At 41.7% G+C, this 12,972-nt stretch carries 12 protein-coding genes; 11 read left to right on the top strand and 1 reads right to left on the bottom strand.

Annotated features, from left to right (window positions below; all coding sequences use genetic code 11):
- Window positions 1-7 precede the first annotated feature (7 nt).
- From C1A12_RS16195 to C1A12_RS16230, 8 genes are all read left to right on the top strand, one after another.
- The gene (locus C1A12_RS16195; RefSeq protein WP_101846501.1) at window positions 8-1,051 is read left to right on the top strand and encodes a Gfo/Idh/MocA family protein; all 1,044 of its coding nucleotides are present in this window, start codon (window positions 8-10) and stop codon (window positions 1,049-1,051) included.
- 468 nt (window positions 1,052-1,519) lie between these two features.
- Window positions 1,520-3,337, top strand: coding sequence for a sigma-54-dependent Fis family transcriptional regulator (locus tag C1A12_RS16200; RefSeq protein WP_101845476.1), 1,818 nt, complete (start codon window positions 1,520-1,522; stop codon window positions 3,335-3,337).
- Window positions 3,338-3,473: 136 nt separating this feature from the next.
- Complete coding sequence (locus C1A12_RS16205; protein WP_101845478.1) at window positions 3,474-4,670, top strand: iron-containing alcohol dehydrogenase; 1,197 nt, start codon at window positions 3,474-3,476, stop codon at window positions 4,668-4,670.
- A 25-nt stretch (window positions 4,671-4,695) separates the two neighbouring features.
- Window positions 4,696-6,039 (top strand): GntP family permease, encoded by a 1,344-nt coding sequence (locus tag C1A12_RS16210; protein WP_101845480.1) that lies wholly within the window; start codon window positions 4,696-4,698, stop codon window positions 6,037-6,039.
- Window positions 6,040-6,060: 21 nt separating this feature from the next.
- Window positions 6,061-7,521 (top strand): CoA-acylating methylmalonate-semialdehyde dehydrogenase, encoded by a 1,461-nt coding sequence (locus C1A12_RS16215; protein ID WP_101845482.1) that lies wholly within the window; start codon window positions 6,061-6,063, stop codon window positions 7,519-7,521.
- A gap of 184 nt (window positions 7,522-7,705) precedes the next feature.
- Window positions 7,706-8,641 carry a YafY family protein gene (locus tag C1A12_RS16220; protein WP_235001637.1) on the top strand — a complete coding sequence of 312 codons (936 nt, stop codon included), beginning with the start codon at window positions 7,706-7,708 and terminating at the stop codon, window positions 8,639-8,641.
- A 137-nt stretch (window positions 8,642-8,778) separates the two neighbouring features.
- Window positions 8,779-9,099, top strand: a complete 321-nt coding sequence (locus C1A12_RS16225; RefSeq protein ID WP_101845483.1) for a hypothetical protein — start codon at window positions 8,779-8,781, stop codon at window positions 9,097-9,099.
- Between the two features lie 74 nt (window positions 9,100-9,173).
- Window positions 9,174-9,764, top strand: coding sequence for a DUF4352 domain-containing protein (locus C1A12_RS16230; protein WP_235001638.1), 591 nt, complete (start codon window positions 9,174-9,176; stop codon window positions 9,762-9,764).
- 335 nt (window positions 9,765-10,099) lie between these two features.
- Here the strand turns inward: C1A12_RS16230 and C1A12_RS16235 are convergent, their stop codons facing one another.
- Entirely contained in the window at window positions 10,100-10,492 is a 393-nt protein-coding gene (locus tag C1A12_RS16235; protein ID WP_101845486.1) for a (deoxy)nucleoside triphosphate pyrophosphohydrolase, read from the bottom strand.
- A 114-nt stretch (window positions 10,493-10,606) separates the two neighbouring features.
- Between C1A12_RS16235 and C1A12_RS16240 the strand changes: the two genes are divergently transcribed.
- The 3 genes from C1A12_RS16240 (at window position 10,607) to C1A12_RS16250 (ending at window position 12,939) form a co-directional block, all read left to right on the top strand.
- Window positions 10,607-10,930, top strand: a complete 324-nt coding sequence (locus tag C1A12_RS16240; protein ID WP_101845488.1) for a nucleoside triphosphate pyrophosphohydrolase — start codon at window positions 10,607-10,609, stop codon at window positions 10,928-10,930.
- A gap of 22 nt (window positions 10,931-10,952) precedes the next feature.
- A complete protein-coding gene (locus tag C1A12_RS16245; RefSeq protein ID WP_101845490.1) occupies window positions 10,953-11,936 on the top strand; it encodes an HNH endonuclease domain-containing protein in 984 nt (327 codons plus the stop codon).
- Between the two features lie 181 nt (window positions 11,937-12,117).
- Window positions 12,118-12,939, top strand: coding sequence for a carbonic anhydrase (locus C1A12_RS16250; protein ID WP_101845493.1), 822 nt, complete (start codon window positions 12,118-12,120; stop codon window positions 12,937-12,939).
- Window positions 12,940-12,972: the final 33 nt, after the last annotated feature.

Raw genomic sequence — 12,972 nt, forward strand, 5'->3', positions numbered from 1 at the left:
TTAAATGATGAATACACTTAAAATAGCTGTTATTGGATGTGGCAGTATAGCGAGAAAACGTCATCTGCCAGAATATAACGCAAATCCACGGGTGGAAATTGTCGCTGTATGTGACATTGTTGAGAAAAGAGCTGTAGAAATGGCTAAAGAATATGAGGCGAAACCATTTGTGCATTATAGTGAGGTCTTAGATTTAAAAGAAGTGGATGCAGTGAGTGTATGTTTACCGAACTATCTTCACGCCCGTGTAACTATCGATGCCTTGAATGCTAAGAAACACGTATTATGTGAAAAACCAATGGCTGTTTCATTAGAAGAAGCAGAAACAATGAATGAAGCATCAAAAGCAAACGAGAAGAAGTTGATGATTGCCCACAATCAAAGGTTTGTATCTTCCCATCAAAAAGCGAAGCAAATTATCGACTCAGGAGAGCTTGGAAAGATTTATAGCTTTCGAACCACATTCGGACATGGAGGGCCAGAAAACTGGAGCATAGATGGCAGCACAAGTTGGTTTTTTAATAAGGAAAAAGCTTTTGTAGGAGCCATGGGTGATTTGGGCGTACATAAAGCAGACTTAATCCGTTACTTATTAGGTGAGGTATCTGAGGTAGGTGCTTTTGTTGAAACTACAGCTAAAGAAAAGACTAGCGTCGACGATAACGCTGTATGTATATTAAAAATGGAATCAGGTATAGTTGGTACACTTACTGCCAGTTGGTCTTATGTGTCAAGTGGAGATAATTCTACTGTGATCTACGCTGAGAATGGGACTCTTCAGTTAGAAAATGACCCTAATTATTCTTTGAAAGTTGATTATAAAAATGGAGAAAGCGTTCACTATACGTTAGATAAGATACAAACAAATGAAGCTGAAGGGCAGACGACTACTCACGTGATTGATCATTTTGTGGACGCAATCACACATGATCGAAGCCCTCTAATTACAGGAGAGGAAGGTATGAAATCCTTACAGGTCATACTTTCTGCTCTGGAGTCGAATGAAAGTAAGAAGATTAATAAGGTTAATAAGGTGAGCAATGTTTATTAATTAGCGAGGATCCTAAAATAATATATAGAGAGCTATGATCGAAAATTGACTATATTTTAATGAAGTAAGATAAAGTCAAACTATGCCACACATGCAAAGGCTAAAGGAATTACATTACTTTAGAAGTTGTAGAACCTAATTGTAGTGCCATTCTTGATGATAAACACGGATAAGAAGTTAAAGAATCTATTCACCAATGGATAGGTTCTTTTATTTTGTCGTATTATCTTACGCTATCAAGAGACATACTCCTTCTAATTAAAATCCCTCTAGAAGGCTGCATAATAATTAACGACACATACCCTGATTATTGGCTAGCTAGAAAGGAATTTATTCAACGGAGAAGATAACTTTTTCAGGCTGCGTCTTAGCCCAAGGCGCAAAATTCAGTGAGCCCTGTATTGTCAGTTAAAAATGAAACGTTTACAATAAGTTAAACAACTGATGAATATCCTGGGAGGAGAACATATGAGTGAAAACTTCATCCTTAGCTCAGATGAAAAACTAAAGAATGAAGAGGTGTGGAGGGTAGAGAGGTGGATGCAGCCTAACCCTAAGTATTTATCGGAAACCTCAACTGTAAAGGAAGCAGCTGAGCAGCTTATTGAACACAATGCGGAGTGCTTGCCCGTGGTAAATAGAAACCATTACCCGGTTGGAGTGGTGACTGCTGTTCATTTACTAAATACCTTCTATGCTGGAGAAGCTGACGAACCGCTGGGAGAAAAGATCACGAGTAAAAACCCAGAGGTAATACACGTGAATAATACTATATTTGAAGTAGAGGCTTTGCCGGGGGAACACTTTTCTGTCGTGAATTCGAAAAACCAATTGGAAGGGATGATTTCCAGATCGGATATATCTAAGGGGCTTTCAGCTTATATCGAACAAATGACAGAGCATGAGCATACGGCCGAAATTTTAAATGAAATATTAGAAAGTGCCTACGAAGGCGTTGCGGTTGTCGATGAGAATGGAATTGTGCAGGAATTTAACGAGGCATACAGCCGGTTTACCGGAATCGTCCAACAGGATGCCATTGGAAAACACGTAAAAGAAGTGATCGACAATACAAAGTTACCTGAAACGTTGAAAACAGGGATGCCCGAGAGAGGTGTTATTCAGTACATACAAGGTCAGGCGATGATTGTTCACCGCATACCCATATGGAAAAATGATCAAGTAGTTGGGGCGATAGGAATGTTGATTTTTGAGGGAGTTACTGAAGTTTATCGAATTTACGAAAGGCTGCAGGCAGCTTCACTGAGTAAACAGGACTCCCAGTCCCTTACACCTAAAGAGATATCCCATAATGCTGTTACCTCACTTGACCAAATTATCGGGAATAGCGAAGGTACATCGAATATCAAGAGGCTGGCTAGAAAAGTGGCGAGAACTAATGCGACAGTTTTGATTAAAGGCGAAAGCGGAACCGGAAAAGAAATGTACGCCCGAGGGATCCATCAACTGAGTGCACTATCTACCGGACCGTTCATAAGTGTTAATTGCGGAGCAATCCCTGAACACTTGTTTGAATCTGAACTGTTTGGATACGAGGAGGGAGCTTTCACCGGGGCTAGAAAAGGTGGAAAACCGGGAAAATTTGAAATGGCAGCCAATGGTACGCTGTTTCTAGATGAAATAGGAGAAATGCCGCTGATGATGCAGACGAAGTTACTCCGAGTGCTTCAAGAAAAGGAAGTGGGTCGTGTAGGAGGCGTACAGGAACAGGCTGTTGAAATGCGGATTATTGCCGCAACTAACAAAGATTTGCAGAGGATGGTGGCAGACGGGGAATTCAGAGAGGATCTCTATTACCGGATTAACGTAATTGAAATGCCGATCCCGCCGCTTCGTGAACGGTCGGAAGATATTCCTGAGTTAGTCTCTTCTTATTTAAATGTTATCTGTACAAGACATGGGATGAAAGAGAAAACTTTAACGTCTGACGCAATGGCCAATTTCATCCACTACAAATGGCCGGGAAATATACGAGAGTTGATCAATACTTTAGAGAAACTCGTGGTGTTAGTCGACAAAGACATTATTGGTTCAGCGGACCTGCCAGAATTCATGACGAATCAATTAAACTTCCAAACAGAGCAGGCAGGGACCCAGGGGTTGATTGATCAAGCAAAAATCTTAGGCAGTGAGAGGGAAAAAGAGCTCATTCGATCAATGTTACGCAAAACGGCAGGAAATAAATCTCAAGCAGCTAAACAACTGGGCATTCATCGAACCACACTCTATCAAAAATTAAAAAAATATCACTTGAATGAAGTGTAGTGTAGGGGTGTCGCGACAAAACGTAGCGACACCCCTACACTTAATTTTCGTAGAAAGCGCTGTCATAGCGTTTTAATTTTGGCATGGTTTTTGCATCTATATAAGTGAACACATTAAAAAGGGGTGGAAAGGTTACATGGAAAGTTATGCTGTTTTACGAATGCCGCAAACGATCAATTATGGTCGTCATGCGTTTGAAAGAGTAGGGGAAGAAGCTGCTGAAAGAGGACAGAAAGCATTGATCATTACTGATAAAGTAATGCAGGAACTTGGTTACGTCAGTGAAGGACGTGATTATCTCACCAAAGCGGGTGTAGAAAGTATTATTTACACCGGTGTTGACTCGGAGCCGACGGACACTTATGTCGCTGAAGCCCTGGAAATGTTTCGCCACCATAGGTGCGATATCGTCATTTCTATTGGGGGCGGAAGCTGTATTGATACAGCAAAGGCTGTAGCTGTACTGGCAAAGAACGGGGGATATATTGGAGATTACATGGGCGGTAAAAATACAGCTCAGTTTGCCCCGGCTCCTCACATTGCAATTCCAACGACTGCGGGTACCGGTTCGGAAGCGACAGATGTAACGATTATTACAAACATTTCAAATGACGTAAAAATGATGATCAAGCAGCCTGCCTTTATGCCGGATGCAGCAATTGTAGATCCGTTATTAACTTTGTCGTCACCTAAGCATGTTACGGCAGCCACAGGGATTGATGCGCTCAGCCATGCAATTGAAGCTTACATTTCCCGTAAAGCTCACCCAATGACAGACATGATCGCACTGTCAGCTATGCGGTTGATTGTTACTACTATCGAAACAGCATATGATACCGGAGAAAACCTGGATGCAAGAGAGTCCATGTCACTCGGTTCTATGCAGGCAGGAATTGCCTTTTCTAACTCATCCGTATGTCTTGTTCACGGGATGTCGAGACCAATCGGTGCCTTATTTCACGTGCCGCACGGGTATTCAAATGCGATGCTGCTTCCTGTAATATTGGAGTACAGCAAGGAATATTCAATAGAAAGACTAGCTGATCTCGGCAGGATTTTCGCTAAAGAAGAGGAGAATCTCACAGATGAAGATGCCGCACAATTAGCAGTAGATTCTGTCAAAAAGCTTTGCTTGAAACTGAATATACCGAATCTATGTGGATGGGGTATTGATAAACAGGAATTTGAAAGCGTTATCAGCAAAATGGCATCTGATGCACTGGCAAGCGGAAGTCCAGCGAACAACCCTCGTATACCTGAACAAGCTGAAATTGAAGAGCTTTATAAGGATTGTTTTGAATACGATTTTTCGTCAAAAAGCAAAGTAGGCTGACGAGTTAACAGAGGGAGAGAGGTATATGGACTTCATCGGAATGTTGGGACTGCTTGCGTCCCTTGTATTGCTAATCTATCTAACTATGAAAGGGATAAACATTATCATCGCTGCCCTTTTAAGTTCAATCGTGATAGCGGTGAGTGGAGGAATGAATTTGGAAACCGCCATAACAGAAGATTATATGGACGGTTTCACTGGCTATTTTGCTTCCTGGTTCCTCGTCTTTTTACTTGGAGCGATATTTGGGAAGATCATGCAAGAAACAAAGTCGGCTGAAAGTATAGCCCAATGGATCAAAAGGACCTTTGGCGCCAAACGAGCTGTTTTCGCAGTAGTAACAGCTGCAGCAATTATGACGTATGGCGGTGTAAGCTTGTTTGTTGTCGGCTTCGCCGTTTACCCGATCGCTGTGTCGTTGTTTCGGACAGCTGATTTACCACATCGCTTCATTCCGGCGGCATTAGTTTTCGGATCAATATCATTTACGATGACGGCACCAGGTTCCCCTGAAATCCAAAATATTATTCCAACAGATTTCTTTGAAACCACTCCTACTGCCGGTGGCTTTATTGGTGTACTTATTGCTCTCCTCATCATGACTTCCGGAGGTTTATGGCTGGGAAGAATGGTGAAAAAAGCTTCCGCATCGGGGGAGACGTTTATGCACCCATCAGAAGTGGCGGCTGCGAAGAACGAAATGGCATCTGCTGCAGAAGCAACAACGCCTGAGCCGGAAATTGCCGTTGATTTACCCAATGTCATTATCTCCGTGCTGCCTCTAGTGAGCGTGATTGTACTGTTAAATATTATTGGGCAGTTCATGAACCCGACAACAGCCTTGCTGATCGCATTAACTGTGGGAATCATCCTGGCGTCTACTACGATGAAAGCTTTTCTGACCGAATTTTGGGGGGCAATGGCCAAAGGAACTCAAAATGCGCTGATTGCTCTTGCCAACACTTGTGCTGTTGTTGGATTTGGAAGTGTGGCTGCTAAGATTTCCGCTTTTGATTCTTTAGTAGAGGGACTTGTAAATATGCCTGGTCCCCCGCTGTTAGGCCTTGCGATAGGAGTAACGGTCGTTTGTGGTATTACCGGATCAGCTTCTGGAGGGCTTGGAATTGCCCTGCCCATCCTGTCTCCCATTTATATGGCACAGGGACTTGATCCAGGATCGATGCACCGGATTTCCGCTTTAGCTTCCGGCGGTATTGATTCCCTCCCGCATAACGGGTATGTAGTGACTACGGTACGCGCCATTTGTGGAGAAACACACAAGCGGGCCTATAAACCTATCTTTATGTTAAGTGTAGTGATACCGCTGACTGCTATGTTCTTAGCTGTAATTCTATATTCCATTTTTTAATATATATTAGGAGGATTCAAAATGACTCAAACAACAGTAAAAACGCTTCAAAATTATATTGGCGGCGAATGGATCGATGCCCGTACTGATGAAAAGGAAGAGGTATATAACCCGGCGACTGGAGAAGTAATTGCCTATGTGCCGATTTCTTCAAAAGAAGATGTAGATCATGCTGTTAAGACAGCTGGTGCTGCCTATCAAGAATGGAAGGAAGTATCCGTTCCTAAACGAGCACGCATCCTGTTTAAGTATCAGCAGCTTTTAGTTGATCACTGGGATGAACTGGCGGAAATTGTTACCATCGAAAACGGAAAAAGTTTTAAAGAAGCGAAAGGAGAGGTGCAGCGTGGTATTGAGAACGTTGAATTTGCAGCGGGTGCTCCATCCTTAATGATGGGCGAGCAGTTGCCTTCCATTGCGGAGGGACTGGAATCTGGTGTCTATCGTTATCCAATCGGTGTCGTCGGTGGGATCACGCCGTTTAATTTTCCAATGATGGTCCCTGCCTGGATGTTCCCGATGGCTATCGTTACAGGCAACAGCTTCATATTAAAGCCGTCAGAGCGTACGCCATTGCTGGCAAATCGCTTGGCAGAATTATTGGAAGAAGCAGGACTGCCGAAGGGCGTTTTCAATATTGTACATGGCGCACATGATGTAGTGAACGGCTTGCTGGATAACAAAGGGGTCGCTGCCATTTCCTTTGTTGGCTCTCAACCCGTAGCAGAATACGTGTACAAGCGAGGCACCGAAAATCTTAAACGAGTTCAAGCGCTTGCCGGAGCAAAAAACCATTCCATCGTCTTAAGCGATGCTAATATGGATAATGCGGCCACTCAGATTCTAAATGCAGCTTTCGGTTCTGCTGGGGAACGTTGTATGGCGGCATCAGTAGTAGCAGTCGAAGAATCCGTAGCCGATGAATTTATTGATCTTCTCAAGCAGAAAGCAGATGAAATCAAAATCGGAAACGGTCTCGATGAAGGTGTGTTTCTTGGACCGGTCATTCGCGATAATCATAAAGAGCGGACTTTGAATTATATCGAAACAGGCGAACAAGAAGGAGCTAAGCTTGTACGTGACGGCCGTACTGATGAAGATGCCCGCAGGGAAGGGTATTTCGTCGGACCAACCATCTTTGATCACGTTACAACGGAAATGAAAATCTGGCAGGATGAAATTTTCGCTCCTGTATTATCTATTGCTCGCGTTAAAGATTTAGAAGCTGCTGTGGAATTAACCAATCAATCACGCTTTGCAAACGGCGCATGCTTGTTTACGAAAGACGGCGGCAGTGTTCGTCAATTCCGTGAAACGATTGATGCAGGCATGCTCGGTGTTAATATCGGTGTTCCAGCGCCAATGGCATTCTTTCCTTTCTCAGGATGGAAAGATTCCTTCTACGGTGATCTGCACGCTAATGGAAAAGACGGATTGAAGTTCTATACACGTCAAAAAGTATTGACGTCACGCTGGGTGTAAACTTCCTATAATAAGGGTCTGGCTCTACTTGGGCCAGACCTCTTTTATTAAAAACGCCGGCTTAATTCCTCAGCGTGGACCTGATTTGTTATAAAAATAGTAGCAGAATTTTGGAAGTTTTTGTTACAGTGATAATAGACGCAGGGGTATCTATCCGAAATGTCTGGCAGGAGGTTTTTACATAATGGAATTAAACAGTAATACACGACTGCTTAAGCTGCGTGATATTTTATTTGAAGAAACAGATGAATTTCATGAATTAAGCATGGATGAAATAGTGGAAAAGATGAAGCTGACGTTTGGCCCGGAGGCTTCCTTTGATCCCAGGACGCTGAAACGGGACATGGAGATCCTGGAGGATACAGGCTTCGAAGTCATCAAGAATACAGGCTGTTACGGGAAGGTGTTCTACAGCTTTCAAGACCGTGTGTTTGAGACATATCAGCTCCGCCTTATCAATGACGCACTCTTATCGGCTAAATTCATCACAGAAAAAGAAAAGAAAGAACTTATAGAAAAGACGAAGCAGCTCACGAGCAAACACATTGCCAAAACACTGCCTGATCCGATGCTGTTTTCCCAGTCAGCCAACGACGACTACCAGCTGGTCAAGCTGAGCATTGATCACGTGCACAGGGCTATTTCCGAGCGGAAAGTGCTCCACTACCAATATGGTAAATATAATATGAAGAAAGAATTCGAATACCACAGGGATGGAAGTACATATGAGGTGGAACCCTACGCCCTCATTTGGCAGAACGATTTTTACTATTTGATCGGGCGCTTTAAGGAAACAGGTGAGATGCGTCATTACCGTCTGGACCGCATGCGGAACATCCGCCTGTCAGAAGAGCGATTCCAGCGTGGTCAAGATTTTAACACACAAGATTATGTGAATCAGAGCTTTCATATGTTTGCGGGAGAGAACGTATGGATGAAAATCGAATTCGATCAGTCGCTGATCAATGTGGTTCTCGACCGATTCGGTCACGACGTCTCCATCCAGCCTTCAGGGGATCATCGCTTCATCCTATCCACCAAAGCAAAAATGAGCACAGGCCTCGTTAACTGGATCAGACCTGGGGAAGAAAAGCCAAAGTGCTCTCTCCCGAGTCCTTAGCGGAGGAAGTAAAAGAAGAAATCGAAGCCATGTATGAAAGGTACAAAAGTGAATAGAGAACATGCGTTGGGTGCACAAATTTTTGTGCACCTTTTTCTTTATTCTATAGATAACAAGAAATTAAGGGGGTAACACAAATGAAAATTTGGGTAGCTGTTTTAGCTATACTCGGTGGAATGGCAGGGATTATAAGTGGATTCCTGGTCACGGCAGGAGGTGAAATGTTCGGGGAAAGTCAAATGTCCGATGATGGAGCAGCCGTATTCTGGCTGTCGGCGCTCGCCATCTTCTTAGGATTTATCGCGTGGAAATTTAAGAAAGTCGGAGGCATAGGGCTCATCGCCATTTCACTCTACGGATTCTACGCCAACGGATTATTCTTCATCTTCGCGTTTATATTTCTGTTGATCGCAGGAATTCTGGCATTAAATATTAAGAAAAAAGAAGCTGCAGTTTAGAAAATAAGGGAGGAATTAAACATGATTAAGAGAAAATACTCAAGTGGGGTTTAATTGCCATTGTAGGATTAGTCGTGATAGGTGCGTTCATCGGGGACGATGAAGACGAGGCGACAGGGGAAGAAAATACGGAACAAAGTGAAAACGAACAAACTAGTGAAGAAAAAGAAAGCAGCGATGAAAAAGAAGCAGAAGAAGCTGCTGCAGAGAAAGAAACAGAATCAAACGATGAAGAAGAAGTCAAGAATGTAGGAGTAGGTGAAGGTGCTGAAATTGCAAATACTACATTTACAGTTAACGACGTCGAAGAAACAAGTGAGATCGACAGCGGCAATGAATTTATCGAAAACGCAACAACAGATGGAAAATATGTAATAGCTGATGTAACGATTCAGAATGACAAAGATGAATCTCTTACAATCGATTCTAGTTTCTTTTCGATTAGCGCTGATGGAGCGGAATACGACCCTGTTACTGATGGAGATGTAATAATGGCAATGTCTGAAGAAGATGATTTCTTCCTGGAACAGATCAATCCTGGCTTATCTAAGAGTGGTAAAGTGGTCTTTGAAGTGTCTGCTGATGTGGAGTTAGCTGATACTACTCTTCATGCGCAGACTGGGTTCTTTGGGACTGAATCGATCGAGATTGATCTTAATAAGTAAATAATTTGAATCTGTGCTCCATATTCAATGGGGTACAGATTTTTATCCAAATATGATCAATTTTTGTAAGGATTTCATTTAAGTTATAATTCTACTAATACATAAGTTTGTCGATATAAATAGCCATTCAACATATTTCGAAGGTAGGGTTTAACTAAATGGAACAAGCAAAGAAGTTAATTGTGAACACTGAATCTACTAACCTAAAGCAAACACTCTGGCTTATAAAGGTGAGCGTCCCATAGAAGTTCAACTAAAGCTAGAACAGGGCATCCCGCATCAGCTTTATGTAGAGCTTACTGAAAAAGTATAGTATTCTTTTACGTAAAAGAATACTATTCCTTAATGAGTTCGTCCACAGCAGGTATATCAGCAGGGGCCCAAACTAGAGACTTTAAGTTTTCTCTACCCATCCAAATAAGTTTAGAATGCTCACTTAAAGTGGGCTCACCCTCTAAAAGTTTGGCTTTTAGAGCAATAAGATGAATGATAAATGTTTCATACTCATGAATATTCTCATTGAATATTTCTTTCGCAGCAATGTCACAAGATAGTTCTTCCTTTATTTCTCTTTCTAAAGCTGTATGTAAATCCTCTCCATCTTTTACCTTCCCGCCAGGAAATTCCCACATATTCGGAATGGTCATTTCCGGGGAACGCAAAGTGCAAAGTACTTCCTGTTCATTGTTTTCAATTATAGCTGCTACTACTTTTACTGTTTTCTTCATGATTGATTTCCTTTCTTGCTTTTTTGTTTATGATAGCATAACTATTTTAATTTACTAAAGTAATTAAAAGTGAATTGGAAAAGCCTAAAGGGAAAAAGATAGGAGGTTGTTTCTTTGCCGATTCATCATAAACTTGTTCGCGACAGAATTCCTGAAATTATTGAAAAGACCGGAAAAAGCTATGAAACTCGCGTATTAGATCAAGACGAATACATACAATCACTGAAAACAAAACTCCAGGAAGAACTTCAAGAATACCTGACCTCGGTAAACGATAAAGAAGCTACAGTGGAATTAGCAGATCTATTAGAAATAATACATGTCTTATCGCAAATACATGGCAATTCTATTGAGGAAGTTGAAGCTATCCGCAAGCAAAAAGCTGAAGAGCGAGGATCCTTTAAAGAAAAGATATTCTTAATAAGTGTCGATGACTGAGCGAAGCTATTGGAGTGAGTAAATGAGTCACAAATTAAGAGTGGGAGAATTAAAAGCTCTCTATTTAACTGAAGAAGAGGTATGGCGCATCTTTACGATAGTGTTAACGACAAAATCAAAAAAATCAGCAACTTATAAGTTTGGATTGTTAAAAGCGATGATCGAAAACCTTTATCAGGTAAATGAAGAGGGGAAAGTTACCTACGATCAGTTGGCTTATTCTTTTACAAAAGTCTACTGGAACCTGGTGATCCATCACGAACTTGAACAGGGAACAAGAGGGTCTGCCGTTGTAACTAAGTTAATGGAGGTCAAGCGAGCTTATAATATTCCTAAAGAAATGACTTTTGATAAATTAGACGCATCTATTCAGCTAGTGGCAGCAAAACGGGTGAAAGCTGTTATGAAGGCAAATGTATTTGGTGCTCTTTATGGAGATACTCAGGGCTCGTTTTATGCATTTGACCATAAAACAGAACAGTTCAAGTTTAACAAGGCTGTGTTAACATTTATGAGAAAATATCAGCGTTTGTTAATAGACTTAGTGAATTATCATATGGCGAAAATGATTGAGCAACTAAATGACGTACCTCATATTAATTATTTGCTGGATAAAGTAGAAAGTATTGCAAAACGCTCGACGCTAAAACCGTTTGAGAAAGTGTTAGTGCAGTACTTTGAGAAAACCTGTTTTTATTGTGGAAAAGAACTTCACAAAAGCTCGATTCAAACCCATGTGGATCACTTTATACCATGGTCATTTGTTCAGTCCGGTCAACTTTGGAACCTGGTTTTAACATGCAGTAAGTGTAACACTTCTAAAAATGATAAGTTGGCTGTCCGGAGTTATTTAGATGATATGATTGATAGAAATGAACGTATGATAAATCAACCAGAACTAATTGCAAGCAAGAACGAATTAGTAACTTACAATAAAGAAAAAATAATCCATTTGTATGATTACTCGATACAGAACGGCTATGAGAACATCTGGGTTCCAAGTTAAGAGAGAAACAATAAGGAAAAGACAGAATCACTCTACGTGGTTCTGTTTTTTATTTAGAAGATTTCACAAAAACTTTTAGTAGTATGGCCTAGATTTACCCCAAAGAAAAAGGGAAAACTCACTATCGGTTGGATATTTATGTACATATAAGATAATTTTTCAAGAAGGAGAGAGGAACACAATGTCAGTAAAATTACTCACTTATCCCGTATTCACTGCACTAATAGCCCTGACTATAGGAGGCTGCCAGGAGCAGACGAGGGAAACAGGAGCACCGGAAGAAGAAGAGCAGACTACCAGGGAAAATAATGAAGAGAGGCCTGGATGGTCATATAAAGGGGAGACTGGGCCTGACAACTGGGGAGAGCTCGACGAGGCCTATGCTGCTTGTGCCAATGGAAAGGAGCAGTCTCCTGTGAATATAGACTCTGCTCAAGTGGAGGAAAAGGAAGAGAGGGAAGACCTTGAGATTAACTATCAATCCTCATCTTTTTCTCTAGCGAACAACGGACATAGTATTCAAGCAAACTCGGCAGGTTCCGAGAATCATCTTGTCATAAATGACGAGGAATATGAACTTGCGCAATTTCATTTTCATCAACCTAGTGAGCATTTGTTTAATAGTGAACGTTATGAGATGGAACTCCATCTTGTCCATGAATCGGAAAACGGAGACGCTGCTGTGTTAGGTGTTATGATCGAAGAGGGCGAAGAAAATGATACATTATCGGGTCTTTGGGACGAATTGCCTTCAGAAGAAACGGAAGACGATGTCAACTTGAAGAGTCCCGTGGATCTTCCAGAGCTTCTTCCGGAGGATCAAACGACCTTCCATTATGAAGGCTCTCTTACTACGCCTCCTTGTACGGAAGAAGTGAAGTGGATGCTTTTTGAAGAACCGATTGAAATGTCAGAAGACCAAATTCAGGACTTTAAAGAGATCTATCATGAGAACCATCGTCCGGTACAACCCTTAGAAGACCGCGAAGTTATTAAAAATTAAGAGATTCATTAGAAGCTTTAAAATGGTCTTCTG

Origin of the sequence: Halobacillus sp. Marseille-P3879 (genome assembly GCF_900240285.1) — a bacterium.
GTDB lineage: Bacteria > Bacillota > Bacilli > Bacillales > Halobacillaceae > Halobacillus_A.

Bases quoted from the DNA above. Each gene is read 5' to 3' on its own strand.
- C1A12_RS16195 (WP_101846501.1), top strand. From the start codon at position 8: ATGAATACACTTAAAATAGCTGTTATTGGATGTGGCAGTATAGCGAGA.
- C1A12_RS16200 (WP_101845476.1), top strand. From the start codon at position 1,520: ATGAGTGAAAACTTCATCCTTAGCTCAGATGAAAAACTAAAGAATGAA.
- C1A12_RS16205 (WP_101845478.1), top strand. From the start codon at position 3,474: ATGGAAAGTTATGCTGTTTTACGAATGCCGCAAACGATCAATTATGGT.
- C1A12_RS16210 (WP_101845480.1), top strand. From the start codon at position 4,696: ATGGACTTCATCGGAATGTTGGGACTGCTTGCGTCCCTTGTATTGCTA.
- C1A12_RS16215 (WP_101845482.1), top strand. From the start codon at position 6,061: ATGACTCAAACAACAGTAAAAACGCTTCAAAATTATATTGGCGGCGAA.
- C1A12_RS16220 (WP_235001637.1), top strand. From the start codon at position 7,706: ATGGAATTAAACAGTAATACACGACTGCTTAAGCTGCGTGATATTTTA.
- C1A12_RS16225 (WP_101845483.1), top strand. From the start codon at position 8,779: ATGAAAATTTGGGTAGCTGTTTTAGCTATACTCGGTGGAATGGCAGGG.
- C1A12_RS16235 (WP_101845486.1), bottom strand. From the start codon at position 10,492: ATGAAGAAAACAGTAAAAGTAGTAGCAGCTATAATTGAAAACAATGAA.
- C1A12_RS16245 (WP_101845490.1), top strand. From the start codon at position 10,953: ATGAGTCACAAATTAAGAGTGGGAGAATTAAAAGCTCTCTATTTAACT.
- C1A12_RS16250 (WP_101845493.1), top strand. From the start codon at position 12,118: ATGTCAGTAAAATTACTCACTTATCCCGTATTCACTGCACTAATAGCC.